The sequence below is a fragment of the Brevibacterium sp. ACRRH genome (assembly GCF_022346365.1).
GTDB lineage: Bacteria > Actinomycetota > Actinomycetes > Actinomycetales > Brevibacteriaceae > Brevibacterium > Brevibacterium paucivorans.
In genome coordinates this window covers 89,660-115,735 of record NZ_JAKRMN010000002.1, presented here as the reverse complement: position 1 = coordinate 115,735, position 26,076 = coordinate 89,660, and the positions used below count along the sequence as shown (strand labels likewise).

The 26,076-nt window shown below is 56.4% G+C and carries 24 protein-coding genes; 8 read left to right on the top strand and 16 right to left on the bottom strand.

What is annotated here, in order from left to right; genetic code table 11:
• Positions 1-12: 12 nt before the first annotated feature.
• Positions 13-1,227 carry a toxic anion resistance protein gene (locus tag MHX53_RS02720; RefSeq protein WP_239271210.1) on the top strand — a complete coding sequence of 405 codons (1,215 nt, stop codon included), beginning with the start codon at positions 13-15 and terminating at the stop codon, positions 1,225-1,227.
• Positions 1,228-1,354: 127 nt separating this feature from the next.
• On the opposite strand, the gene MHX53_RS02715 is transcribed toward MHX53_RS02720, so the two are convergent.
• Positions 1,355-1,894 (bottom strand): PadR family transcriptional regulator, encoded by a 540-nt coding sequence (locus tag MHX53_RS02715; RefSeq protein WP_239271209.1) that lies wholly within the window; start codon positions 1,892-1,894, stop codon positions 1,355-1,357.
• Positions 1,895-1,999: 105 nt separating this feature from the next.
• Between MHX53_RS02715 and MHX53_RS02710 the strand changes: the two genes are divergently transcribed.
• The gene (locus MHX53_RS02710) at positions 2,000-2,878 is read left to right on the top strand and encodes a CPBP family intramembrane glutamic endopeptidase (protein WP_239271208.1); all 879 of its coding nucleotides are present in this window, start codon (positions 2,000-2,002) and stop codon (positions 2,876-2,878) included.
• A 541-nt stretch (positions 2,879-3,419) separates the two neighbouring features.
• Here the strand turns inward: MHX53_RS02710 and MHX53_RS02705 are convergent.
• From MHX53_RS02705 to bioB, 3 genes are all read right to left on the bottom strand, one after another.
• Positions 3,420-4,265 carry a hypothetical protein gene (locus MHX53_RS02705; RefSeq protein ID WP_239271207.1) on the bottom strand — a complete coding sequence of 282 codons (846 nt, stop codon included), beginning with the start codon at positions 4,263-4,265 and terminating at the stop codon, positions 3,420-3,422.
• A gap of 36 nt (positions 4,266-4,301) precedes the next feature.
• Positions 4,302-4,532, bottom strand: a complete 231-nt coding sequence (locus tag MHX53_RS02700) for an amphi-Trp domain-containing protein (RefSeq protein ID WP_239271206.1) — start codon at positions 4,530-4,532, stop codon at positions 4,302-4,304.
• A 143-nt stretch (positions 4,533-4,675) separates the two neighbouring features.
• On the bottom strand, positions 4,676-6,085 hold the full coding sequence (gene bioB / locus MHX53_RS02695; RefSeq protein WP_239271205.1) for a biotin synthase BioB: 1,410 nt from the start codon (positions 6,083-6,085) through the stop codon (positions 4,676-4,678).
• A gap of 180 nt (positions 6,086-6,265) precedes the next feature.
• On the opposite strand from bioB, the gene MHX53_RS02690 reads away from it, so the two are divergent.
• The 5 genes from MHX53_RS02690 to MHX53_RS02670 all read left to right on the top strand — a co-directional run bounded on the left by MHX53_RS02690 (position 6,266) and on the right by MHX53_RS02670 (position 12,757).
• The gene (locus MHX53_RS02690) at positions 6,266-7,723 is read left to right on the top strand and encodes an APC family permease (RefSeq protein WP_239271204.1); all 1,458 of its coding nucleotides are present in this window, start codon (positions 6,266-6,268) and stop codon (positions 7,721-7,723) included.
• A gap of 64 nt (positions 7,724-7,787) precedes the next feature.
• A complete protein-coding gene (locus MHX53_RS02685; protein WP_239271203.1) occupies positions 7,788-9,404 on the top strand; it encodes a serine hydrolase domain-containing protein in 1,617 nt (538 codons plus the stop codon).
• A 226-nt stretch (positions 9,405-9,630) separates the two neighbouring features.
• Positions 9,631-10,968, top strand: a complete 1,338-nt coding sequence (locus tag MHX53_RS02680) for a Fic family protein (protein ID WP_239271202.1) — start codon at positions 9,631-9,633, stop codon at positions 10,966-10,968.
• Between the two features lie 73 nt (positions 10,969-11,041).
• Positions 11,042-11,950 carry a DUF2268 domain-containing putative Zn-dependent protease gene (locus MHX53_RS02675; protein ID WP_239271201.1) on the top strand — a complete coding sequence of 303 codons (909 nt, stop codon included), beginning with the start codon at positions 11,042-11,044 and terminating at the stop codon, positions 11,948-11,950.
• Positions 11,951-11,977: 27 nt separating this feature from the next.
• Positions 11,978-12,757 carry a MerR family transcriptional regulator gene (locus MHX53_RS02670; protein ID WP_239271200.1) on the top strand — a complete coding sequence of 260 codons (780 nt, stop codon included), beginning with the start codon at positions 11,978-11,980 and terminating at the stop codon, positions 12,755-12,757.
• A 62-nt stretch (positions 12,758-12,819) separates the two neighbouring features.
• On the opposite strand, the gene MHX53_RS02665 is transcribed toward MHX53_RS02670, so the two are convergent.
• The 3 genes from MHX53_RS02665 to MHX53_RS02655 all read right to left on the bottom strand — a co-directional run bounded on the left by MHX53_RS02665 (position 12,820) and on the right by MHX53_RS02655 (position 15,814).
• The gene (locus tag MHX53_RS02665) at positions 12,820-14,046 is read right to left on the bottom strand and encodes a CobW family GTP-binding protein (RefSeq protein ID WP_239271199.1); all 1,227 of its coding nucleotides are present in this window, start codon (positions 14,044-14,046) and stop codon (positions 12,820-12,822) included.
• 122 nt (positions 14,047-14,168) lie between these two features.
• Positions 14,169-14,657, bottom strand: a complete 489-nt coding sequence (locus MHX53_RS02660; RefSeq protein ID WP_239271198.1) for a DUF4411 family protein — start codon at positions 14,655-14,657, stop codon at positions 14,169-14,171.
• The gene (locus tag MHX53_RS02655) at positions 14,657-15,814 is read right to left on the bottom strand and encodes an ImmA/IrrE family metallo-endopeptidase (RefSeq protein ID WP_239271197.1); all 1,158 of its coding nucleotides are present in this window, start codon (positions 15,812-15,814) and stop codon (positions 14,657-14,659) included. The genes MHX53_RS02660 and MHX53_RS02655 overlap by 1 nt, the downstream gene beginning before the upstream one ends.
• A gap of 155 nt (positions 15,815-15,969) precedes the next feature.
• Here MHX53_RS02655 and MHX53_RS02650 point away from each other — a divergent pair, with 155 nt between their 5' ends.
• Positions 15,970-16,599, top strand: coding sequence for a hypothetical protein (locus tag MHX53_RS02650; protein WP_239271196.1), 630 nt, complete (start codon positions 15,970-15,972; stop codon positions 16,597-16,599).
• Between the two features lie 26 nt (positions 16,600-16,625).
• On the opposite strand, the gene MHX53_RS02645 is transcribed toward MHX53_RS02650, so the two are convergent.
• Genes MHX53_RS02645 through MHX53_RS02605 form a run of 9 tightly spaced genes read right to left on the bottom strand, consistent with a single transcriptional unit; the run spans position 16,626 to position 25,767 of the window.
• A complete protein-coding gene (locus MHX53_RS02645; protein ID WP_239271195.1) occupies positions 16,626-17,573 on the bottom strand; it encodes a hypothetical protein in 948 nt (315 codons plus the stop codon).
• Entirely contained in the window at positions 17,570-18,340 is a 771-nt protein-coding gene (locus MHX53_RS02640) for an SDR family oxidoreductase (RefSeq protein WP_239271194.1), read from the bottom strand. The genes MHX53_RS02645 and MHX53_RS02640 overlap by 4 nt, the downstream gene beginning before the upstream one ends.
• A gap of 8 nt (positions 18,341-18,348) precedes the next feature.
• A complete protein-coding gene (locus tag MHX53_RS02635; RefSeq protein ID WP_239271193.1) occupies positions 18,349-19,671 on the bottom strand; it encodes a TRAP transporter large permease in 1,323 nt (440 codons plus the stop codon).
• Positions 19,668-20,222, bottom strand: a complete 555-nt coding sequence (locus MHX53_RS02630) for a TRAP transporter small permease (protein WP_239271192.1) — start codon at positions 20,220-20,222, stop codon at positions 19,668-19,670. Before MHX53_RS02630 ends, MHX53_RS02635 begins: the two co-directional genes overlap by 4 nt.
• The gene (locus MHX53_RS02625; protein ID WP_239271191.1) at positions 20,219-21,262 is read right to left on the bottom strand and encodes a DctP family TRAP transporter solute-binding subunit; all 1,044 of its coding nucleotides are present in this window, start codon (positions 21,260-21,262) and stop codon (positions 20,219-20,221) included. Before MHX53_RS02625 ends, MHX53_RS02630 begins: the two co-directional genes overlap by 4 nt.
• A gap of 42 nt (positions 21,263-21,304) precedes the next feature.
• Positions 21,305-22,102, bottom strand: a complete 798-nt coding sequence (locus MHX53_RS02620) for an SDR family oxidoreductase (protein WP_239271190.1) — start codon at positions 22,100-22,102, stop codon at positions 21,305-21,307.
• 4 nt (positions 22,103-22,106) lie between these two features.
• On the bottom strand, positions 22,107-23,735 hold the full coding sequence (locus MHX53_RS02615; protein WP_239271304.1) for an AMP-binding protein: 1,629 nt from the start codon (positions 23,733-23,735) through the stop codon (positions 22,107-22,109).
• Positions 23,736-23,745: 10 nt separating this feature from the next.
• On the bottom strand, positions 23,746-24,894 hold the full coding sequence (locus tag MHX53_RS02610; protein WP_239271189.1) for a thiolase domain-containing protein: 1,149 nt from the start codon (positions 24,892-24,894) through the stop codon (positions 23,746-23,748).
• Positions 24,895-24,915: 21 nt separating this feature from the next.
• Positions 24,916-25,767 (bottom strand): IclR family transcriptional regulator, encoded by an 852-nt coding sequence (locus MHX53_RS02605; RefSeq protein ID WP_239271188.1) that lies wholly within the window; start codon positions 25,765-25,767, stop codon positions 24,916-24,918.
• Between the last annotated feature and the right edge of the window lie 309 nt (positions 25,768-26,076).

The following is a 26,076-nucleotide window of genomic DNA, read 5'->3' as shown; positions in this document are numbered from 1 at the left end:
GAAAGGACCGTCATGACTCTGCAGCCACCAGAACCAGCTCCAGCTCCCGTAGCTGAACCACCCGTTGAAGAAGTTAAAGACGACAAAGCGCTTTCCATGCTGGAGCCGCTGGACCAAGCGGTTTCCACTGAGCTGAGCCAGCGTGCCGAAAAGTGGTTGAACACCGTGGCAGCTTTGAACCCGCACAGCCAGGAGTTCCAGACGCAGATCATTGCGATTGGGAACGTGGCGCGTAAGACGTTTGAGTCTACCGCGCAGACGTCCAGCCGGTTCATGGAGAAGTCCCTGCGCGACGCCAAGGCAGAAGGCAGCAAGAGCCAGCAGCAGGTGTCGAGTTCACTGCTGGAGTTGCGCACCGTGATGAACGATCTAGCGCCGTCTGAAAAAACCTTTGCGCAAAAAGCATTGGGGTGGGTGCCCGGATTTAACGCGATCAAGAAGTACTTCAACAGTTTTGAGTCGAACCAGAAGCAGTTGAATTCGGTGTTGCGGTCTTTGGACGCAGGTCAGGAGCAGTTGCAGCGCGACAACGCGGAGCTTGCCGTGGAGCGTCGCAACTTGTGGGAGGACTTGCACGAACTGCAACGTGCGGAAGGTCTGTTGGAGCAGATCGACGGGCAGGTTGTGGGCAAGATTGAAAGCCTGAAGTCTGAGGGTCAGGCTGAGCAGGCAGGGATCCTGGAGAAGGACCTGCTGTTTGCTGTGCGTCAGCGTCGTCAGGACATTCAGACGCAGATCGCTGTGACCATTCAGAGCTACCTGTCCATGGGTATCATCGACGCGAACAACCGCCAGCTCATCCAGGGTGTGGACCGTGCCAAGACCACCACGGTGACGGCACTGCGCACCGCCGTGATTACGGCTGAGGCGCTGGAGAACCAGAAGCTGGTGCTTGACCAGATTGACGCGGTCAACAAGACCACGAATGACCTGATCAACCGCACGTCTGACATGCTGGCGCAGAATTCGGTGCGCACGCAGAAGCAGGCCGTGGAGTCCGGTGTTGCTGTTGAGACGCTTAATCGGGCGTTCGATAGCGTGTTCAAGACCATGGACGGGATTGACCAGTTCCGCATTGAAGCGAACAAGAACTTCGCGCAAACCATTGACGTGCTGAAGTCGCAGGTGGACCGCGCGCAGCCGTACCTGGAGCGCCAAAACGGTAATGCGCAGGTTGACGAGCTTGTTTCAAACCCGGACAACGCCCAGAACCTGCTGGAGATTTAAGGGCTGGTGCCCAGGTGGGCGCGGTCGGGTGCCACCTCGGGCTGGGGTGGGTATCTAGGCCAGGCGAGACGGCGCGAAGCGAGCGAAACGGCGCAATATATTGCGTAGTTTCGCTCGCTTTGCGCCTTTACGTCAGGTCAGCCCGCGCCTGAACGATGAGCTCTTCCAACCACGTGAGCGCGGTGTCGTGCGCGCGGATCCCGAAGTCCAGTGTGGCTGTGCTGTAGTGCGCTACTGATGCGAGTTCCGCTGGCACGCTTTGGCCAGCCACCTGCGTTTGTGTGTGCGCAAGGGTTGCGGCAGAACGAGACACCGCGTCACGAATCGATTCCAGGACGGTGACGCGTTCGGGTTCGTCTAAGAGACCCAGGAAGTAGATGCGGGTGAGTGCCGCTGCATCTAGGTCCGCGTTCTCCGGTGGTGACATCATCCAGGTGTGAAAACTTGTGCGTCCCTGTGGTGTGATGCCGTAGATTTTGCGCTTCCGGCCCGTGGTTTCTTGGGACACCACGTGGACGTCACCGCGTTTGAGTAGACCGTCGAGCGCGCGCTTAATGCTGCCGGCGCTGGCCGAGTAGAACAACGAAGTACCTTGTTCCATAGCTTTGATGAGGTCGTAGAGACTCATATTGCCCAGAAACAGTAACCCCAGAATCACGTGTGCCATGAAATCAAGACTACCTCTTGTGTCGGTTAAACATATCTGATAGACATATCGCATAGATATATGTGAGCGAGGTGCTCGCACTCAATGCTCTGGGGAGGGCGTGTCATGAATTGGTTTATCGGAATCACAATCGTCACATTGGCTAGCGGATGGATCGGTGCAGGTGTCAACGAACTTCTAGGGCAACCAAACTCTGTGGACTCACTGGGCTCACTGATCTGGCTTACTACCCCGTTTGTGCTGGTGGTTGTTGCGCGAGTGACTAAGCAGGTGAGCGCGCCGGGTCGATGGAACCCGCGGTTCAAACAGTCGTGGAAGTGGTATGTGCTTGCACTGCTGGTGTACCCCGCCATTTGTGTGTTCTCGAGTGTCGCGGGCGTGGGTTCAGGCATCGCCACGTTTAACGGGATTGGATTTGGCGCGCTCAGTGGGGCAGTGGCAGTTCCGTTTATCGCGATGTTCGTGAAGAACATTTGCGAAGAGTCCGTGTGGCGAGGCTTCTTTGTGGGTGAAGTGGACCGCCGTGCCAGCGACTGGCTGGTATACGCGATCAGCGGTGGCGTGTGGGGCCTGTGGCACTTGCCTTACTACCTGTTCTTCCTGCCTGAAGAGCAGATGCGCACCGTGATGGACGTGTCGCGTCCCGTGTTTGCGCTGTTCGCATGCGGTGTGATGGTGCTGTGGGGTGTGCTGTTTGCGGAGTTGTTCCGCCTCGCGGGGTCGATCTGGCCACTGGTGTTGCTACACGCAGTCGAGGACGTCACGGTTAACCCGCTGGTCATGGAGGGTCACCTGGTGATCCGGCCGGGGTTCGAGTGGCTGATCTCGCCGGTCGTGGGAATCCTGCCGGCGCTGTGTTTGTGTGGTTTGGGGCTTGTGTTGCGTTGGTGCCGCGTGAACCGGGTTCGTGGTTCGGAATCCAGCCCGAGGTCGTCGTCCCTTCCGGGTGTGTCCGAACCTGTGAAGCAGGGCTCGGTTGCGTAAGGAATTAAGTACGTCTGAGGGAGAGTGTGAGATTAAGGGGGCCTTAATCTCACACTAATCTCCAAATTGGCCAATCACTGTGAGATTAGAGGGGTCCTAATCTCACAGTGGTCAATGATTTCGCGAATCAGTGTGAGATTAATGGAGTAGCGCATGGTGCGTTACGAACCCACACATTCAGTTGCCTGACCGCTTAGTCGATCGGACTTCGGCGGATATATCCAAGCTCAGACGGCGCAACTGCAACCAGGGTGTGGCTGGTGGTTGGTATGTGGCTATGGAACATGTGGCGCCGACAGCTTTCAGCCACGTGAATGCCATACAATTTTCTACATCAGCTTCAGCCGTTGACCCTCCACGATAAGGAGAGCGCCGATGACTGAAGCTTTTCTATAACGATGGAGTTATGGTGAAAGATCATTGGCACTCGAAAAAGCAGAATTGTCGCCCGTCCATGCGTGGAGCGAAGACGTTTTTAGACGGTGCCCATAGCGTAAAGTGCAGGGGCTGAGCTTACTCGTGGAACCATCTTGGGTCGGCCCTACGGCAACTGCAGGCTGTCGATGTCGACCTTGGTGCCCGCCTTCAACCACGCCGAACCTGCCGTGTAGATGATGCTGAATGGCACCTCGGCGCCTTCTTCCGTAAACCACAGAACCACGGGGCCGCGCTCACCAAAGGTGCGCGCAGGTGGCGGCATGTGGAAGGCCCCAGCGAACATGGCCGTCTGCGCGATCACGCGGGCGCCCGTCTCGTCGAAAGCCGCCGCGAACTTCTGCTGCAGACCCGTCAGGTCCCACTCTTCCACGTGGCTGGCCTGCGGTGATGCCATGTACGTGAGCTGCTGGGCCGGGATCGTGACCAGGGCGGTGTAGCGCTCGGCACCCTCCCAACTGTCTCGCGTGCGCACAGCCAAATCAGTGAGCGCGCGGGCATCGGCGCTGGTGAGCTCGGCGGGCAGTTCCGCGAACCACACGGTCAGGGACTCGTCGCCTTCCGTGAGCATGTCCACGCACGTGACGCGCGTGTCACCCATGTCGGCAACAGGGAGCCGACCCAAGTCCACCCCGTACTTTTCCTCACCCGTGTAGTCCGTGAAGTCGACCGCCTTTGGCGTCAAGGCGCCCCGGTCCCAGCGCAACCGGCGGGTGTCCACAGTGGCCACGACCGAGGTGGGAATCCCCTCCGCTGGCTCCGCCGCCACCGTGGCGAGCTGGGTGAGGATGGGCGACTGCGTGCCGGCCACATTGGGTAGCAATTGGACGGTGCCGCCTCGGTCAGACAAGGCTTGGGCGGCAAGTCGCAGGCTCACCGGGTCAAACGCGGCTACACCGCCGTCGATGGGGAGTTCCGTGTTGACGTTTTCGAGGTCGTACTTCAGGCTCACGCAGTTTCTCCTGTCCGCGCGTCGCGTCTTCCGGGGTTACTTCCAGGCGAGTTTGACCTCGATTTCGGACTTCCCGCCCTGCTTCACTTCGATTTCGTACTCGTAGCTCACGGTGTCGGGGACGTCTACGGTGACGTCGTGGTCGCCCGCTTGCACGCGCACTTCGTTCTGACGTTCGATCGCATCGGCGAGTTCGCGCAACTTCTTCGCCGCCTGCTCGCGGGTCATCGATTCTTCTGATTCGTGTTCAAACAGTTTTTCGCTCATGCCGATATTCAATCAAGCGAGTCTGAACGGAACATGTCCTTGCGAATCGAAACAGCCCCAGCGGCCCACCCCCGGCAAGGGAACCGTCGGTAACGGAACCCTCGGCAAGGGCGGGCCGCCTGGCAAAACGCGTCGGGTAGGAGTTATGCGTTGGGTGGGAGGTCGGTGCCGGCACCTCGGCGGCGAATCACCGGAACGGTGGGCGTTCCCGGTACCTCTCCGCGGCTCTTGGGGCACCCGCCCGAGGTGGGAGCGGCTCCGTCTGCCGCCTCGGCGGAGGTTCCCGCAGGGACCGCACCCGGCTGACCTGCAACGACAGCCCCGCCTGCAGACCCACCGGCCCGCGCACCAGCACCACCGGCGCACGGCAAACCAGCGCCGGCCGCACCGGAAGCCCTACCAGCAGCGCCGGCCCCACCAACTTCCGTGCCGCCCTGGGCGCCGTTGACGGCAGCCAGGTGAGCGTTCTTGCTGGCCAGGATCTGGTCGCGCAACGCCTTGGTGTCCTCTTGGCCCAAGATGGAGAAGCCGCCGTCCACAATCATGTCGAGGTCGGCGATGGCGTCCTGGCCTTCACTGGTCAGGTAGTCGCCCAGGAACAGCGAGTTGGCCACGTGCAGGCTCAGCGGCTGGAGCGTGCGCAAGTGCATTTCACGCCCACCGGCGATGCGAAGCTCCTTGTCAGGGCACATGAACCGCACGGCAGCCAGGATGCGCATCGAGTGCTGTGGCGTGAGGTGGTGGACACCTTCCATAGGGGTGCCTTCGAACGGGATGAGGAAGTTCACGGGGATCGAATCGGAGTCGAGTTCGCGCAGGGAGTCGATCGCTTCGATGACCTGTTCGTCCGATTCGCCCATACCCACGATCAGGCCCGAACATGGCGACAAGCCGCCAGCTTTCGCCTTCTTCACGGTGTCGGTGCGCTGTTCGAACGTGTGGGTGGAGCAGATTTCTTCGTAGTTCGATTCGGCTGTGTTGAGGTTGTGGTTGTACGCGTCAACGCCGTATTCCTTGAGCCGTTCGGCCTGGTTGTCCTTGAGGAATCCCAGGCACGCGCACACTTCAAGCTGCGGGTTGCTGTCCTTGATCGACTTGGTGATTTCACCCACTCGGTCGATGTCACGGTTCGACGGCCCACGCCCGGAGGCCACGAGGCACACGCGACCCGCGCCACCTTCCATTCCGAAGGTCGCCTGGCGCGTGGCGTCCTTGGTGCTCAGCCACGAGTACTTGAGGATCTCCGTGTCAGATCCCAGGCGCTGCGAGCAGTATCCGCAGTCTTCGGGGCACAGGCCGGACTTGAGGTTGACCAGGTAGTTCACCTTCACGGTCATGCCAAAGTGCTTCCGGCGCACTCGTGCCGCGGCGGCGACGACGTCAAGGAGGTCGTCGTCAGCGGTGCGCAGGATTGCCAGCCCCTGGTCCGAGGTGGCAGGGGTCCCAGCGAGCACCTGCTTGGCAAGTGCGTCGGGGTCGATGGGGGCAGGGGAGTGCGAGGTTACAGTGCCCGGCTCGGCTGATGTGGCCGGTGAAGCGTTATCTACAGACATGGAACAAGTCTTGAACACTGTTCAACCGAATGCAAGTGGAGCGCGGTGCGCGTCGCCTGTGCATCCCGCTCTGCAGTACCAAGTTTTAACAGGTGAAACTTTTCATTCGCGATGTATATTCTGGGGTGTGACGTAGGTAATATCGATCGGTCACTGTCGACCCACAAGAAGGACATAAACATGGCGGAACTCAAGAAGTCGCTGAACATGTTTCAGCTCTTAGCCTTCGGCGTCGCCGGCGTCGTGGGCACCAGTTGGATTTACACCAACTCCAAACTCTTTGCCGAATACGGTGCTGGCGGTGTGGTCTTTGGTCTGATTGCTGGTGTGCTGCTGGCTGCGTGCGTGGCGCTCGCATACTCGGAACTGACCACCACGTTCCCGCGTGCCGGTGGCGAGGTTGTGTACTCCTACACCTCGATGGGCCGAGGTGCCGCATTCCTTACCGGCTGGATGCTCTTGGGTGCGTATGTGTCGTCCTTGGCGTTCTACGTCACCGCATTCGGGTTCTTGTTGGCGAAGTTCGTGCCGTGGGTCAACACGATCCCGCTTTACACCATTAACGATGAAACCGTGTATCTTCCGGTTCTGCTCATTGGTATCGCGCTGACCGGTATCTTCTTCCTGCTCAACTGGTTTGGGATCGAAGTGGGTGCGCAGGTGCAGATGGCCATGTTCGCCGCGATCGTCGTGATCGGTCTGGCGCTGGTCGTGGTGGGGTTTACCGCCGGTTCGCCTGAAAACTTCTTCCCCGCATACGCTCCAGACGCTCAACCGATATCCGACACGCTGCGCTTCATCATCCCGGGTATGACTTTCTTGGCAGGTTTCGGTCTGGTGGCTGTTTTGGCCGAGGACGCGAACATGTCCGCGCGTAAAGTCGGCCGTGCCGTGGGGTTCACCGTGCTTGCCGCCGGAGGTTTTTACTGCCTGGTGCTGGCAGCTACCGCTTGGGTGTTGCCGTGGCAAGACGTGGCAGAGATGGACTTGGGAACCGTGTCGGCTTTCCGTGAAGCTGGGTTCGCGTGGCTGGGTGCTGGTGCCTACCTGATTGCGTTCTTGGGTCTGCTGACCAGCTTCCTTGGTCTGTTCGTAGCCAGCTCCCGCATCATGGTGGCGATGGGGCGCGCCCACTTGCTACCACCTCGGCTGGGGGACATTGACCAGCGCACCGGAACCCCGCGCAAAGCCCTCATTGCGACCGCTGTCGTCACGCTTGGACTGGGATGGTTGGGGCCCGGCGCGGTTGTGTGGTTCCTGGACACCGGAGGGGTGTACTTGGGGATCGTATGGTTCATGGTGGTGCTGGCGAAGTACCTGATGCCTCGGCGGTATCCGGAATTGGAGCGCCCATACCGCACACGTTTGAGCTTCCTGCCCGCAATCGGTGGAGTGGGCGCGTTGCTGGTGATCGTGTGGGCGATTGTGCCGGGTACGGGGTCGTCGCTGGTGTGGCCGTCGGAATACATCATTCTGGGTGTCTGGTGTGCGATCGGTGCCGTGCTCTATGTGGTGGCCGCCAAGAAACAGATCAGCCGATCCGAAGGCCTCAAAGCCCTGTTGGGTGACTCGTACGCTCACCTTCACCGGCACGAGGTCGAGGCTCAACAGCGCAAGACGGAGCCGCCACAGAAGTAGTCGGATACATCGGCCCTTACGCTCATAACTGAAACACTCGCTCCCACTTACGAAAGGATTTACTGTGTCATTCGCCCCGTCTGTGCTCACTCAGGTGTGCGAAGAGTTAGAGGCTGAAGCATCGGCGGGAGGTGTCACGCAACTTGCCTACGGGATCGTGTCCGGCGGCCAGTTGGTTGCTAAGCGTGACCCGGATGCGATCTTCCGGATCGCGTCCATGACGAAGTCTTTTACGGCGGCCACGGTATTGGGCGTGTGCCGAGGTGTCATCCCGGTGACCGGTCCGGCACCTTCGTTGGATGACGAGTTGGTGGACTGGTTGCCTGACCTGCGGGAATCGGCGTGGGCTGACGGGATGACGGTGCGTGATGCGTTGACCATGTCAACGGGACTGCCCAATGACGATCCGTGGGCTGACCGCCTGGAGTCCTTGAGTGACGCCGGTATGCGTGACCTGATGAGGCGGCCTGCGGGCATCAACTTCGTGACGGGTACCGGGTATGAGTACGCCAACTACGGGTATGCGTTGTTGGGTGCGTTCGTGGAGGCGGCCACGGGCCGGGAGTTTACCGAGGTGGTCGCCACTCATCTGCTCACGCCCCTGGGGCTGGAGTCCACGGGGTTTGATGTGCGTGAGCTGGACCAGGAGAGGCTGGTTACGGGGTATCGGAAGAATCTGGCGGGCGAGCTTGAGCCGCAACCGTTCACGTTGCCCGGTGCGTTTTCGGCGATTGGTGGGTTGGCGTCCTCGGTGAGTGATGTCGCGCGTTGGGTCGGTGTTCTCATGACGGCCGTGGACGGAACTGCGGTGGCCGGTGAGGCCGGCGGGGAAGGTGGGAACGACCTCGGCGGTTTTCCTTTAGGTGCCAACCCGCGCGAGAAGCGCACGTGGCGACGGATTCTGGCCGACCTGCAGCAAGCACAACGGCTCATCAGTGTCACGCGCAACGGCCGTGACGCGGTGGTGACGGCCGGGTACGGGTATGGGCTGCGGTGTTATTTCGATACGCAGTTGGGGCACTGTGCGGGGCATTCGGGCGGGTACCCCGGGTTTTCGCTACACATGAGGTGGCATGCGGCAAGTGGAACGGGGGTCGTGCTGTTGGCGAATGTGACGGGTTTCCCCGCCGAGGCGGTCGCCACCAACGCTTTAGACGCGCTGGTTTCGGATGTGCGCGGCCGAGGTGACGGTTCGGTTGCGTGGCCCAGGGCTGAAGCGGTGGAGGCGACTCCGGCGCGCAAGGGTGCGGGTGCCTCGGGGGCTGGAGCGGGTGATGATGCCACGGGTGGTGGCGCTTCTGGGGCTGGCGTTGTGTATGCGGTGGACCCGGTGTGCAGTTTTGCGCCGTCTGAGGAGGCGCGCGAGCGGGCTGCACAGGCCGAACGGATGATTGCTGCGTGTGATGATTCGGGGGCTGACCAGGTGTTTTCGGACAACATGGACATGGACGTGCCACGGGCTGAGCGCCTGACGCACTGGGCCGAGGTGCGTGAGTACGTGGGCGGTGACGGTTCGGTGGATGCTGGGCTGGAAGACGTCGAGGTCACGTGGATCAATGCGCACGAGGCCACATGGAAAATGTGGGGCGAAGAGCGTGACGGCCAGCAGCGTGGACGCGAAGTGACCATGAAACTTAACGCAGCCGGGCTGATTCAAAAGCTAACGGTGAAGAAGCTTTAGCTGGGGCATGTTTTCAGCTTCCCACTTAACTTCCCACTCGACTTAACACTTTGGGAAGCTGAGTGGGAAGTTAAGTGGGAAGCTGTGGGGAGTTCGAAAATCCGGCGCGGAAAGGCTTCCAAGCCACCTTTCCAAAGATCGTGTTTAACCTGGGCAAAACGAGCTAGAAACCCAAGGATAACGATTATCCTTGGATTCAATGGTGGTTGATGAAAGGCTTTCGCGTATGTCATGGTCAGTTGGGGAGTGGACTCCGCCCGACGATGCACGACGTCCGCGTGACCGCTGGGGTGGAACGTACTGGTCGTATCAACCGTTTTCGCTCATTGAACCTGATTGGCGTATTGATCCCGAGGTGGCTACTGAAGCCAGTCGGGTAGAAAGACGCATCCGAGCTCAGAAGTTCCATGAGTCAACTGGAAAGCTCGAAGCAATATCGCGTTACCTCCTGCGGAGCGAAGCAGTATCGAGCTCCTACATAGAGGGCCTGCGCTCTAACGCTCGGAACATTGTCTTCGAAGAACTCAAGCGGCTCGAGCGCACTGGGACTGTCGTTACCAACTCCGGGAACACCTCGGCGGCGGCTGAAGTTGCGGACAACATCGCCGCACTCACGAGTGCCGTGGAACGCCTGGGCGCGGCGGAGAACATCACGTGGCCCGACATTGCGGCGTTGCAGGCAGAACTTCTGCCCGACCTCAACCAGCCGGGTGCGCGCGACAGACAGAACTGGGTGGGCGGAAGCGACATCCACCCAGGTCAAGCGGAGTTCATTCCGCCCGCGCCGGCGGATCTCATGCCGGCAGTGCAGGACCTGGTGGCGTTTATGAACGGCGCGGCGACGGGTTCCCTTATCCAGGCTGGACTGGTGCACGCGCAGTTCGAAACTTTGCACCCGTTTGCTGATGGCAATGGGCGTATTGGGCGAGCGCTCATTCACACCGTGTTGGTTCGCGGTGGTCTGACTGAGAGTTCAGTGTTGCCGATCAGTCAGGTGCTTCTGACCCGCTCAGATGAATATGTCACCGGGTTGATGGCTTTCCGTGGCATCCCGCATGGCGCCGACTTGGCCACAGAATCTGAGCCTGCGCGTCAGTTAAGTATCAGCGAAGGCGTCAACGCGTGGCTTGCGCACTTCATTTCTGCGGCAGACGAAGCCGTGGACTTGGCGACCGCGCTCAAGGAGGAGCTCGATGAGTTTGACCGTGATAGCCGTGAGATCATTGCGGCCTATGCGCAACGGACTGGGACCAGAATGCCTCGAAGCGATTCAACCGTGTGGAAGATCCTCGATGTGTTGCCGAAACTTCCGGCGTTGACGATCGATGTGGCCGCTCGGCTGACCGGCACAACAGCAACGGCGGCGCAGAGTGCCCTTGAGTATCTTGTGGCGGCCGGCGTTTTGGAAATGCGAAGTATTGACAAGGGTAAACGCGGATACGTGTCTAACGACCTATTGAACCTGCTGAACTCAACTCAGCGGAAGTGGGCGAGCACACGGTTCGATACACGGATAAGCCCACCGCGAAGGCCAGCGCCGGGAAGCCTGCCTGAGAGGCGCTAGTTGTACTGACCGGGGACGTTGATTGAAGCGGTGGTTGACCTTGTCCCAGCGTCAATGTTTACAGTCAAGCGTTATGACCATTTCATTGATTGACAGCGCCTCTGCGATGGCGCAGATTTTGGATGTAGCCCCCGATCTGCGGGCGGATCTAGTGAGAGAGATGTGGGCGCCCATGGCCGGCATGTACCACTTCATTCCTGACGGGCTAGATATGGCGTCCGTCCACCGTCAAAACTTCGGTTTCGACTGGGAGAACACTACGGACCAGCTACACGAGGGTTTGAAGATGCTGGTGGAGGCTGATGCGTGGAGGCGAGTCGCTGGGGCGCTTGAGGCGGGAGTCGCCGCTTTGCAGGACGCCGATCCGAGCGTGATTGTGCCGGATCTCAAGGTGTTGCTCCTGCTCGGCGATCCAACCAACGACCATTTTCTCAATGAGGTTCAGGGCTTGTCGGGGTTCGGCGGAATCAGTGGCTACATAGCAATCACGGTGTGGCCCACCCAGCGCGTCCTCGACCGGCTCGAAGCCATCGCCGTCCATGAGCTCCATCACAATGTTCGCTATTCGCCCGGCGGTATTGTATGGAACCCCAACACAGTGACGGTTGGGGAGCACATCATCTCCGAGGGCCTCGCAGACACATTCGCCGCAGAACTCTACGGCGACACTGGATACACTAACTTCGTGGCGGATGCGACCCGCTCTGATGACCAGGTTCTTGCGAAGGTCGCGACCGGGCTTGATATCACCGGGATGCAGGACTTCGCGGCGTGGGTTCTCGGCGATGCCACAGCCCAACTTTTCGGTGGTTCGCCGGTAGGCCTGCCCACCGGCGCTGGGTATGCTGCCGGAGCGAGGCTGGTTGCCGCGTACGTCGAAGCCGAAGGCACGACCGCGGCGCAAAACGTACGTACCCCCGCGGCGGAAATCCTGCTGCAGGCTCTGCCTCGCCTTGGTCTTGCACCGTCCGGGCGCGGCTGACGACTAAGACGTGATGAGGAGTACGTGATGGAGTGGACCGTCAAGGAACTCGCCGAACGAGCAGGGATAAGCGGTCGCGCATTGCGCTACTACCATCGCATCGGGCTGCTTCAGCCCGACCGTGTCGGGTCCAACGGCTATCGCTACTACAGACGCGAGTCGGTCGCACGCCTACAGCACATCCTTCTCCTTCGAGACACAGGGATGGCTCTTACCGAGATTGCCACGGTACTCGACGCGCAGGATACCCCCAACGCTGAGATAGAAGCGCTTCAGGCCCACCTTCGGCGACTAGAAGCGGACAGGCTGACACTTGAGCGTCGCATTACCGCAGTTCAGCACACGTTGAAGATGCGCCGAGAAGGTCGCGCGCCTCAGATGGACGTGATGCTCCAGGGCTTCAACGATGACTACGAAGCCGAGGTTGTTGAACGTTGGGGACGCGACGCGTTCGAAGCATCAAATCAGTGGTGGCATGGTAAGTCCGTTCGCGAACAACAGACATGGAAGGCTGACACGGAGGCACTCCTGGCGCGCTGGCGCGAACTCCAGGAAGCTGGCCACGAGCCCGATTCCACAGCCGCCCAAGAACAGGCGACCGCGCACATGAACTGGTTCGCTCAAATCCCTGGAACGCCAACACATTCCGGCGACAAAGAGAAGTCCACCGCGATGGTTCTCGGAGTCGCGGACCAGTACGAATCGAATCCCGATTTTCATCTGACTTTCGGTAGCGAGGCTGCTGCACGATTCGCTGCCGACGTGCTCCGCAATCACATAAGGCACCTGCCGGAACACCGTGGCTAAGACGGCGAGCAGGAACGCTGCGATGCGTTCAAGAACAGGTGGCCTGTACCGAACCTGACACGCTAACTGTGGAGTCGCACCAGGGTGCGCAGACGCTCCAAGCCAGGGGAGGCGGGTCCGTCAGAGGGAAGTTCCGTTAGAGCGGTCCGGGTTGCCACCTCGGCGGTGTGTTCATCCAGGTCAGCGCCGATCACGACCAGCGCGCTCCCCGTGACCGAGTCTTTTGCGCGAGAAGCGAAAACGTTGGGCCCCACCGCCTGAATCACGAACGCTTGCGTGCCTCGGCCAGTGGGCACGGTGATAAACCCTTTAGCCCGATACGCACCCGGTGGAAGATTCTCAAGGAAGTCGAGAACCACCTCGGCGTTGACCGCCCCCGGCACCTCCACGGTGACGGAGTGGGCGTGCGTGTGGTCGTGAGCAGGCGCGTCGATCGAGGCAAGGCGCGCTTCGTCGCGCTCGCGGTAGGAGGCCATGAAGAGGTCGTGGAGGGGAAGTTCGGTTTGTTGCCACTTGGGGTGAGTGGGGTTGGTTTCCCCGGCCGAGGTCGTGGCGGCTTCGGTGGTAGGTTCGGGTGAGCCGTCAAAGAGGAGGTGCGGGTCGATCCTGCCCAAGACGGTGCTCACGACGTGTGCGCGAGGGTTGCGACTGTGCACACGGTCGCGGATTCTGCACATGTGTGCGTCGCGCTGGCCGGGTGGAATCAGGTCGAGCTTGTTGACGAGTACGAGGGTCGCCACGGCGTAGCGAAGAGGTGGAATGCCGCCCTGATCGACGGTGGAAAAATGTTCACACGCATCGATCACGTCGATGACGCCACCGAGGCGAAAACGACCTCGGCCCCAGCGGGAGACCAGGCGGGCCAAGGTGAGCGGTTCGGCGAAACCGCTGGCTTCAACCACGATCGCGTCGAGTTGGTATTTGGGTGCGGCCATGGCGGCGAGGGCGTTCTCGAGGCCACCGGCGTCGGTGAGGCAACAGACGCAGCCACCAGAAATGGCGACCGGTTCGTTGACCTGATTGCTGATTAGCCCGGCGTCGATATTGAGTTCACCAAAGTCGTTGACAATGACTCCCACTCGCGCGCTGGGGTGACGGAGCAGGTTGTTCAGCACGCTGGTTTTGCCGGCGCCCAGGTAGCCGGTTAGCAGGATCACCGGGACGGGTGAGCGCACGTGGGTGAGGTGCGCGCTGGCGGGGGAGGTGGCCTGGCTGTCAGCGGTGGGGTCAGCCGGGGTGCCGGCTGGCGTGCCGGAGTGGGTGCCGTGGCCGTGGTTCGTGTGCGTCACGCGATACAGGGTAATGAATCGTTGGCACGGGGGCTAGCAGGTGTGGTGATGGGACATGCTTGGCGGTGAGTGTGCTCATGCGTTTGTTGGTGGCTTCAGCGCAGGAACTCGCCCGCAGCTTACTAAGGCTGCAGAATTAGTCGCGCGCCAGTCTTTCTGAGCATCCCAAACGTATCGACAGTGTTTACTTTCATTGCCTTACACACGTCGGGTATGAGGATTCGTCTACGTGCCCCCGGTTGCGACTTTTCCATGGTGGCAACTGTGTGTCCGTGTGCCATGGCATAGGCGATTAGAAGATAGTCGGCATGATTGTTTGTGAACTGATTGATGGCTACGGGTTTGTAACTCTGCGACTGTGCCCAGGTTGAAAGCTCGCGGAAGTAGCTTGTGGTTTGGATGTCTATTGGTTTGAAGAATGAGGCATGGGTGTCTGCCCATTCGGCGAGCTCGTCATCGCCTACGAGAAGTTCACTGCGCACTGCCTCGATACTGCAGGCAATAGATTGCTGATGAACCAGCCCGAGCCACGTCCAAAAACCAGAAGCGATATCGGCTGCGTAGTATCGGTTCTTGGCCTCGATGAAAACGTTGGAGTCGAGCAAGTACATTAGGCGATCCCCAGTTCGCTGGCCATGGTGTCGAACGTCGAGCGTTTCTTTGTGCCCAGTAATTGATATGCCTGACGATATGCCGTGGACCCTTCCATAGCACTTGCAATAACGGCGATGGCAAACGTGCGACTGAGCCGGATGAGCTGAGTGTTATAGAAGTTGCCTCCAGCTTTTGAAGGCTTTTGGGAGGATAGGATTTCGCCGATTCTCTTTTGTTCGGTTGCATAACGTGTGCGGTATTCTTCCCACGTAATCAAGTGGGCGTCGAAAAGCCGCTTGAGGATAACCAAGGTACTGACCTGGTACGTGCTGGACAAGCGTTCGAGCTCCGCAACAGATTCTTCGCCGGAAAAGTCATGTTGTAGAGCATCGAGTGGTACTAGAACTTCGGCGGCAACCTGATTGCACCACTGTTCTTCATGCACGCCGTTTTCCAGGTTCGTGGAAGCGTCAGACAGTGCGCTGGAGCCCAAAATGATATGTGCGAACTCGTGAATCAGTGTAAAAATCTGTGCCGCTTTTGTGTCAGCACCGTTGACGAAGATCAACGGCGCTAAGGGGTCTGCAAGTGCAAAACCTCGAAACTCTTGCGGGTTGAGTTTACGGTGGGTGTTCGTACCAACAACGCCGTTGATCATGACTAAGACCCCAAGGCCTTCAATACGGTCAATCAGGTGGCGAACCATCTGCTGCCGACTTAGGGCACTGGTTTGATCTAGGCTCGGCAGACCTAGCTTCTCCCTCATGTGACGTGCCACAACTGTAGCTGGTGTTGCAGTAGTCACGTGTGGGATGAGGCTTGGCGGTTCTACATCGTTCGTCTGCGCGTATGTGCGGTACCAGTCCTGTCGATCCTGACACGAATAAATCGTGTCGAGCAGATCCACCGAGGGCCGTGGTACTTGCTTATTGCCAAACGTTCGCATGTCGGGAATGGGGACGGTTTCTTCCGGCGGTTCCGGTAAGAACATGAGTCCTATGGGAGCATGAGTATCGCGAGCGAACTTTTCGAGTTGTTTTAGCGTGGGTTTCTTCACCCCAGCGACCCAGTCGCTAAAGCTTGGAACACGATCAATCGTAGTTTCGCGGTCCCACCCGGCTCGTTCGACTGCCCACTCTAAAAGCCTGGGTTGAACATCAACTCGAACGCTCATCGTTTGCACCTCCCTTCATAACCCTGAGTAACGTGCTTATCTACTCAATGCGCATAACTTTACCGGCCCAAAAACGGCAACACCGGGTTTTCCACAGGCCAGTGGCAGCCAGAAAACCCATTCCCTAGCGGACCACATTTAGCTACGCTTTTCGTATGGGACTGACAACTTCACTGATCCTCACAACAGAACCCGTAACGGCTGAGCAGCTCGAGGCCTGGGGGCTTACCCCTACACAGGACAAAGGCGACCTGTGGACTGCATTCCACGACCCTGCGAACCAGTTCTTTGCGGTGGCGCGCCCCGGCGACTGGACCATCCTGTGGGACCCGGAAATGCTGATCGCACCCCACTTCGAAACCGACTCGATCACCCTGCCCGGCACCTGGCACGTAGCGAGCACGGTGTCCTCCATGAGCTTCGTGGATTACCGGGTGTTCGTCGACGGCACACTCGTCAGACACCTGCTTGCCGGTGATGAGGAGCTCAACGAAGGCACTCCGGTCGTTGATGAGTCTGCGTTCGTGTTCCGTGAGGAAGGCGGGGAAGAAGAACCGGCCGAGGTGGATGGCGACCTGCTTATCCAAGAACTTCCGCGCGCCGCGGGTGCAGTGGGCCCAGGCGAAGACGTGTTTGCCGTTGAAGGGCAGTACTTCACGTACCAGAAAACTGAGCCGCACCCCAACGCAGAGTCGCTTGCGGACCCGCAAAGCGAGGGCGACCTCGGCGGTGGGGAAAAGCCCCAGAAACAGTCTTTCTTTGGCAGGCTTTTCGGTAAGAAATGAGCTCGCGCACCCCGAGGTGTTCACCATCAGTGGCTGACGTTTGACATGTCTTCGATCACAAGGTCATAAGTGATAGCAACACGGTTGGCATGCGGGTCAAGGTGACCGGCGAAAAACGTTGCAGTCTTGTCGACTAAACCTGCACGTAGATTAATTTGATCTGACCCCTTAGAGATGTCGAAATCTCCGCGCAGATAAACCACTTCCGAGGCGGGCGCAGGCGCGCTTACACGGTGGTAAGGCGCATGCTCAGCTCTGAACGTTGCGCCAATGAGACTCCCAGTTCCCCCACGAACTCGGCCTTGAGACACGCTGAACTGTTCGCACAGTTGGTGGATCGCGTCGGCAAGTAGGACGTTTGGTCGTATTCTTGCGACAATAAAACGAGACGTTGTACCATTATTGGGCAATGGCCCAGAGCTCTCGTAGCTAGTTGAACTTGCAGAGGGCTCGAACACTGGTAGCTCGGTTTCAGTGCACGTTCCGTAACTAAGCGCAACTGAGTGAAAAGTAACCACTGATACTTCCATCCAGCCTTCGTCTACGGTAGTTTCTGGCCAGACGTGACCTGCGCGTAAAACCTCAGTGTCCCGTTCTTTCCAGACTGCATGAATGTGTGACCAACGCTCTTGGTCGCGTAATCCAACAGTCGCAGTTCCTGCGAGCACTCGCGAGTGTTTGCTATATAAGGTGTCGCTGTACCACATTGGGTGCTTGTGATCGCCTTCTGCGGGTACGCAGTAGTTAACGTTCGCGAGGTCTGCATCGTTAAACTCGATTAGTCCGTACTGGGAGCCGCCTGACTCAACGACTGATGCAAGCACATCGAAGAGTCCATCTCCGGTGTGAGTGCGAACCCGCCGGGTAAAGCTGGTTCCCAGTGTCTCAACAGCAGTTATGCGCTCATCCGCAAGAACGCCAGGATGTGCAATTGCCTGGTTGATGTGAAGAGGCTCTTCGCCGGAGTGTTTCATGCGATCACTGCACCTCCGTCCACGCGCAAGATTTGTCCTGTGATGTAGGAAGCCGCAGGGGACGCGAGGAATGCTACCGCGTTGGCGATATCTGTTGGTTCACCCATATGTTGAAGCACTTGTCCCGAGAGATCGTATGCCTGGCCCTCTGTCATCGCCGACTTCACCGGTCCGGGAGCTACGGAATTACATCGAATTCCTAGGTGGCCTACTTCTTTTGCAACCCACTTGGTGAGTGCAATGATCCCGCCTTTAGAGGCGGCATAAGCGGGGCCCGATCTTGCTCCTGCGGTGCCACTTGATGAGGCACCGCCGTTAATACCAGAGATCGACGAAACGTTAATGATGCTTCCACTCGCGTTATCGCTCATATATGGATAGATGACTGCTTTTGTGAAATTGAATGTACCGTTCACGTTTGTGTCGAGATCGCGTTGCCAGTCTTCGCTTGAAATGGCGTCTAGCGTTGAACGCGAGGCGGTACCCGCGTTGTTAACTAGAACATCAATTGTTCCGAAGCGGTTGTATGTCGTGGCCGCAAGGTTTTCGACTTGCTTGAAGTCACGGACATCGACGTCTAGGCCTTTAACCGCTGAACCCGGATACAACTGTTGGAGTTCAGTTGCTGTTTCCAAAGATCCCGTGAGGTCCGCAATAGCTACGTTGGCTCCGAGCATGCAAAATGTTTCTGCAATGCCCCGCCCTATTCCGCGCGCTCCACCCGTGACAATGGCGCTTTTATCTTCTAACTGGAATGGATTAAACATGATCCTCCTTATTTCACTCCAAGTAGATCGGGTAACCAATTGGAGAAGATTGGGAAGTAAGTAATGAACAATAGAGTGACAAATGCTGCAAAGAGGAAAGGAAGAATACCTTTTACAAGATTCTCGAGTTTCTCTTTGCCGATTCCAGCAGCGACGTACAGGTTCAAACCAACGGGTGGAGTGAACAAGCCGATCGCCAAATTGACTGTCATGAATACACCGATGGTCGTGATGTCAACTCCGACAGCGATGAGTGTTGGAACGAAGATAGGAACGAAGAGGTAGAAAGCACTGATCGCATCGATAAATGCACCCACAATGAGGAGGATGATCGTAGCAAGTAGAAGGATGAGAATGCGTGAATCTGTGACAGATAGAACCGCGTCAGAGATTCGTTGCGCAACGCCTTCAACAGTAATCACATATGAAAACAGGCTTGCAACACCGACGATAAACATGATCGATGCAGTCGAGATGCCTGCTTCGAGAAACAGTTTTGGTATCTCGCGAATTTTCAAATCACGATAAATGAGGACACCAACGAGCAGTGCGTAGACGCTAGCAACAGAACCCGCTTCGGTGGGTGTGAAAACTCCACCATAAATACCGCCCAAAATGATGACAGGAATCATCAGACCAGGTAATGCTTTAGTGAAAGCTGTACCAAAGTTGGCGAAGGTGAGCTCAGGGGCCGAGTTTTCGGTGTCGAGGACAATCCTTCCATTTTTTCGAGTCCGCGGAAGTAGAACCGCGGCGATGAAAAAGGCAACAGCCAACATGATGCCAGGCACAACTCCTGCAATGAAAAGACGTGAGATCGATACCTTTTGGTACTCAGCGGCTACCACGGCAAACACGATGAATGCAATCGAGGGAGGAACCACGATACCCATCGACCCGGATGCTGCAACAAGAGATGCAGAGTGATGAGGCCTGTAGCCGTTTTTGTTTAATGCTGGAATTAGAATCGCACCAATAGCAGCGACAGTTGCCGGGCCGCTTCCCGAAATTGCTGAGAAAAAGAATGCGGCCAGAATCGTGACAGCAGCAAGGCCGTGTGTGAGACGACCAAAAATGAGATACGCAAGATCCACAAGCCGCTGAGATATTCCCGTGTATTGCATGATCACACCGGCGAGAATAAAGAAGGGGATTGCCAACAAGGTCGACGACGAGAGTGATGGATACATCACGCTCGGAACAATTCCAAGAACTTGAATGCCATCCGTGACAACTAGCACAAGAGCCGCTGCGATGCCCAGTGAAAAAGCGACCGGAACTCCGATGAATAAAAGAACGAAGAAAACGCCGAATAGCAACAGCTCAATCATTTGTCTTCACCACTCTCTGAGTCATGGTCTGCGTTGATCGAAGTTGCGCCTGCGGTAGTAGCAGCCAGTCGGGCTACCACGTCCTCCTCATCTTGGGATGAACGAAGCGACGACTTTAACCCCGTGAGGATATGGAAGGCTCCCAGCAAACCACAGAGCGGAATTGCAATGGTAAAGAGCCACTGAGGAATTCCGAGCGAGGGTGTTGTCCGCCCACGGACCGCTTGGTTTATGGTCATTTCGCCGCCGAAATACAAAAGAATAATAAGAAACAGAATCATGGCTACAGCACTGGCCACGATAAGCGCTTTCCGAATTGCACGAGGTGAGTTCTCGACCACGTAGGTAAAACCGAGGTGAGCTCCGTTACGTATACCGATGACAGCTCCTGCCAGGGTGAAAACGACAAGCACATTGATTGTGATTTCTTCAGTAAACGCAAGTGATGCCTGAAGGACATAGCGGAAGATTACATTCAAAAATGTGATCACAACGATCGTGATAAAAGAAATAATCACAGTCCAGTCTTCAATACGGGATATGAGTTTCATTTCTCTCCTCCTGGAATGAATTCTTTTGAGAGCTCGTCGCCGTATATACGCCGATATTTGTCGTACAGTGGCGCAAGCGTCGCACGAAACTGTTCGACTTCATCGTCCGTCATTTCGTACGCTTGTATTCCAGACTCTTCCATCTCTTGAAGTTTTATGGACTCTTGTTTGCGGTTTTCGTTGATTTGGAAGGTATTCGCCTTTTGAGCAGCGTTTCGCACTATTTGCTTATCTTCATCGCTGAGGCTTTCATAGAGGTCTTTATTCATCCCTAAAATCAGTGGATCGTATGAGTAGTTCCAGATTGATAAATATGGCTGAACGGCCTGCAAATCTGCGGAGTAAATGACATCCACAGGATTTTCTTGTCCATCAATCGCACCCTGTTGAATTGCGGTGAAGACCTCTGAAAACGGCATGGTGGTGGGGTTGGCCCCCACTGTGCGATAGAAGTCGGTGTAAAGGCCAAATCCAGGTATCCGTAGCTTGAGCCCCTTCATATCGGCTGGCGTTTTGATAGGTCTCTTGCTGTTTGTGACTTGTCGCATCCCGGACTCACCAAAACCGAGAAGTTCCACACCGTTCTCTGCTAAGAGCTTTCGGTACGCCTCGCCACCACTTCCCTGCAAAGCCTCGTGTCCTTCTTCAACGGATGTGAAGCGGAATGGCATGACAACGGCGCCGAACCTAGGGTTGATTCCTGCATAAATAATCGGAGAGTTGTAGCTGAAATCTTTCGCACCATCCATCAGCTGCTCGACTCCAGCTACAGGTTCACCTGCAGAGAGGCGCTCGCCGGTGAAGATCTGTAGCTTCATCCGGCCGTTCGATTGTTTATCTAGCTCCTCGCCAAATAGCTGTGCAGCCGTGTACCAGGTCGAATTGGCTCCAGCAGTGACGGTGAATTTCCAGCGATATTTCTGCTTACCGTCCTCAGTGGTGCCGAAGTTGGTTCCACAACCAGTCATGACTGTTGCAAATGCAACTATCAAAGCTGTCGCTAAGATTTTCTTGACATTCGTTATACCTGCTTTAATCATTGCTTGAACTCCTTTGTTCACACACAGGCGTTGGGTGTTGCTCTAGTTTGGGGTGGTGTGAATGAGACCGCCGTCTACGGGAATTAGTGCTGCATTGATGTAATCTGCAGCGTTAGATGCAAGGAACACTGCTGCGCTGGCGATGTCTTCTGGACGTCCCATTTCTCCGGTAGGGGAAGCTGCGTTTCGTTGCTTGAGCATGTCCGCGTTCGTGGAGTAATTGCTCGAAAGTGATTTAGCAACTAGCGGCGACGCAATGAAACCTGGGGCAATTGTGTTAGCCCTAATTCCTTCCTTTGCGTATGCGATTCCTACGCTTTTTGTCAGCTCAATTAACGCTGCTTTGGACGAGGCGTATGCCGGATAGTTGTAGCCCACTGAACGTATTCCGCCGACTGACGAGACAGTGATAATCCGCCCGTATTTCGCTTTAATCATCGCCGGTAGTACGAACCTAATCGTGGTGAACGCCCCGGCCACATTAATTTTCAAGGCGGATATGAAGTCATCGGTCGTGATCTCGGTGGGTCCGCCATCTTTGACGATCCCGACGTTGTAGTAGAGCACGGAAGGGTCTTCAAAATGCGACCTGCACTCGTTGAGTGCCTTGGCGATAGAATCTTCGTCAGTTACGTCAGCTAATGCCGTAGCGTGGGTGATATTCCGTTCGGCTAGTCGCCCGGATGCAAGTGCCAAGGCATCTTTATCGCGGTCCACTATGAATACCCGGGCACCGTTCTCGCCAAAGGCTAACGCGGCAGCTAGCCCGTTATTGATTTCGCCGTCCGGTGTACCGCAACCGACTGCAAAGATTGTTTGGTGTGTGAGATCTGTGCGCATTTTGTTACTTCCCAACTCGAACAGTCGCGACATCGATGTCGATGTCTTCGGTCAAAGCTTGCTTGAGCTCTTTGCGTGCGACCTTTCCATAGGCTGTCAGAGGTAATTGCACTGTAGGTTTAAAGACCTTAGGAACTTTGTACGCGGCAAGATTTGCCTTGAGATAGGCGCGGAGTTCATGCTCAAGCTCGTTAAGGTCACCAACGCGGTCGGTTTCTATGACCGCCACCCCTTTCTCGCCCCACTTTTCGTCCGGGATTCCAATAACAGCGCTGTTGGAAACTGAAGGATGTGCTGTGAGTAGTTCTTCGATTTCACGGGGGTAGACGTTCGAACCGCCAGAAATGTACATGTCCGACTTGCGTCCAGTAAGAAATAGATAGCCGCGCTCATCAACGTAGCCAATGTCTCCCGTGTGAAACCAACCGTCTTTAAACGCTTCTGCATTTGCCTTGTCATCGTTTAGGTAACCAGCACAAACGGTTGGTCCGGCAACGCAAACCTCCCCGTGTTCATAGGGAGCTAATCGATCACCGTCGTCGGACCGGATAGAAATCTGTATGGAAGTCCGGGGGCGGCCACAAGTCCCGATACCGGCAGCGTCCTCAGGAATTCCTCCGTGTTCTTCAGGACGAAGAGCAGTGATCGAACCAGTTACCTCTCCTAGCCCAAAGTATTGGACCAGGCATTTACCCAAACGGTTAAGCGCATGTTGCTGATCGTGAGCTAGCATCGGTGCCCCTGCATAAATCACATACTTCATGCTGTGATCACTAGGACCTCGGGATTCAGGGTACGCCCGAGCGATCTTATTCAGGATTGTTGGAACCGTGAACGCATTAGTTATTCGATACTTGTCAATACATTCCCATACCAACTCTCCGTCGAGGCTGTCCCCCGGATAAATTACGGAAGCTGCTCCAGTGAAAACCTGCGCGAGCATATGTATGCCCGCTCCGTGTGACAAAGGCGCGATGATAAGTGAGCGTCCGTTGTGGTCCTCTGTGGGGAAGAGGTCGCAGTAGTGATTCATTAAAACGGATCCGGCATGGGCGTGCGTAAATACGGCCATTTTTGGAGCCCCAGTAGATCCGGAAGTAAAGAAATACCACATTGGGTCATCGCCCATCACACCTTCGGGAGCGGAGGGTGTTAGCTCTTCGTCGGAAGCTTCGCCTAGCCAAATGACTGTGGTTACGAGTTTGTTGTCTACTAGTCGCTCAACCGTTTCACGGAAGTCAGGGTGGGCAACAATAACTCGAGGTGCCGTTCGGCGTGTTAAATCCTCTATTTCGCGGTATGACATTTTTGCATTAGGTGGTGCAACAACACCTCCCGCCCAAATAATTCCCCAGAAGTACTGAATCATGTGGGCGGTGTTTGTCGAAAGCAACATCACGGTGTCACGACGTTGTACACCTTTAGATTTCAGTGCCTGCGCCGCAAACTGAACCTTTTCGCGTAGCTCTTGCCACGTCCATGTGGTGTTGCTTCTGTCATCGACTACTGCGGGGTGTGACGGTAGTCGCGATGCTGTTTGCACGAGGAACTCGGCAACGTTTACTCCCCTACGAGGAATGGGAGTGAAATCTCGCGCTGGAGAATAATTGGAAATGGGTGAAAGATTCCACATTGTAGTCACATCAGACCCTTTCAACTATTGACGCGAAATTGGAAACAGCAGCACCACCCATGTTGAAGACGGCTGCTGTGGTCGCATCTTTGACCTGGTAACCGGGGAACGAGTTGGTAACCTGCATACATGCCGTGACATGCATAGAGACACCGGTCGCACCAATTGGGTGGCCTTTTGCTTTCAATCCTCCAGACGCATTCACAGGGAAGTCACCGTTAACCGAGACAAGACCGGATTCGATTGCATTGCGGCCTTGCCCAGGTTGTGCCAACCCGAAAGCTTCGTATTGGAGGAGCTCAGCAATCGTGAAGCAATCGTGCGTTTCAAGTAGGTCAGCGTCTGTGAGGTTCATTCCGGCCGCTTCAAGTGCTTGATTCATGGCATGCTTTGCGCCTCTAAATTCAAGTGGGTTCCGTTTAGACAAAGGAAGAGAGTCACTTGCATGACCCATGCCACGGAAGCGGACGCGGCCGTTAGAGGTACGCGAAATAACCAGTGCAGCAGCTCCATCAGATACCAGGGAGCAGTCCGTTCGGCGTAGTGGAGAAGCAACCTCGGGATTCTTGTCCGATACCGTGTTACAGAAATCAAAGCCGAGGTCTTTTTGCATGTGGGCAAGCGGATTTGCTGCTCCGTTGTGATGGTTTTTAGCAGCAATCTGAGCCAATGTTTCGAGAGGGTCGCCATACTGCTCTGCATAAATCGAGGCGATATGTCCAAAGACACCTGCGAAGGAACCGTACCCCTCTTCTTCTGGCCGGTAGCTTGCTGACAACAAGACATTGTTGAGAGTTGCTCCGTCTGCGTGTGTCATTTTTTCTGCACCGACGACGAGCACGGAGTCAAAACGTCCAGATGCGACCGAATCGTAAGCGGCATAGACAGCGGCGGAACCGGTTGCACATGCGCTTTCGTGTCGGAAAAACGGCTTGAATGCAAGTTCTGGGATGACGAGTCCCGGAAGAGTGCCCTCGAAGCCTTGTGATGAAAGCCCGTTATTAAATACGCCTACATGTACAGCGTCTATTTGCAATGTTTCCATCCCGGCGTCTTCAAGTGCTCGTATGCTTACGTCACGAACTAGTTCGGTGATAGGCGCATCCGATTTACCAAATTTCGAATGTGCCCAACCGATAATCTGTGGTTCTTTTGTCATGGTTCCTCTCTTTTCTTGAGGTTAAAAATGTTGAATGTGAGGTTTAAGCCGGACCGCTTCAGCGCGCAGAAGTTTGTTTAACTCAACTTGTCGAGCGCGAGAAAGACGTTGCTCGATAGTTGCGAGTGAAAGTGCGAAGTGAGCTCTTCCTGAATCGTTTGTAACTGCCACGCCGATAGCCCACGATTCTGGCAACAGCATTCCGGGGTTAATTGAGAATCCGTCGGTGCGACTTTGTTTAATCGCCTTGGCTAGTTGTCCATTGCGTTCTAGCTCCCCGATCGTGGACTGAGCTCCGAAAACTTCGACGTTGGTCCGCCTTACTGCGTTTGCCTCGTCTGTTGGCAAGCTCGCTAAGATTGCCAGGGAGCCAGCACCTATTCCCAATGGATGTCTGTCGCCTGCGTGCAACACCGTGTTCCTTATCGGGCCGGTGCCTTCGACTCTCATCACACATTCCGCAATAGTGCCTCGGCGGATTGTTAGAAATCCTGTCTCGCCCGAAATAGTGGCAAGTCTGTTGAGCGCATCATGCGCGCTTGCTGTGAAAGAAGAGCGCAGGTGTGAAAGTGTGGCCAGCTGCATGATGCCGGGCCCGAGCGTGTAGCCACCACCACTGCACCTTTCAATGTAGCCAACGTCAATAAGGTTTAGAAGTATGCGGTGAACAGTCGACTTGGGTAATTGCGTTCGCGTGACGATGTAGTTGAACGATGCTTCTGACTGCCCTTGTTGCAGTGCAACCGCCACAGCATCGATCACTGTCTTGGCACGTTCGAGAACGCTCTCGCGAGGTTGTGTCGGGAGAGCCGTGTTTTGGGAGTTCAAGTTCCGTACAGTGGAACCATTTTCTAGTTTGGGCGCCTTTGCCATGCGTAAACAGTAAAGTCAGTGAGAAATCTGTGTCAATCAGAGTTCCATTGAGTGAGACTGCCTGATGAAGTTGTAAACGGATGTGGTTATTGCACGTTTTCTCGAGGTGTGTGAAGAAAGGTCGTCCGTCTCTGGTGTCACGCTGCGAGCTCGGTTTAAAACAAGCAGTTTTGAGGTGGTTGGTGTGGTTATAGCCGAGAACTTCTGCCCTCAGAGATCTGGACTTTTTGTATCGTGCCGAATCATCCGGGGTAAAAACCATTCATATTCGACAGTTGATTGTCCCAAAGCCGAATAAATGGCCACCGT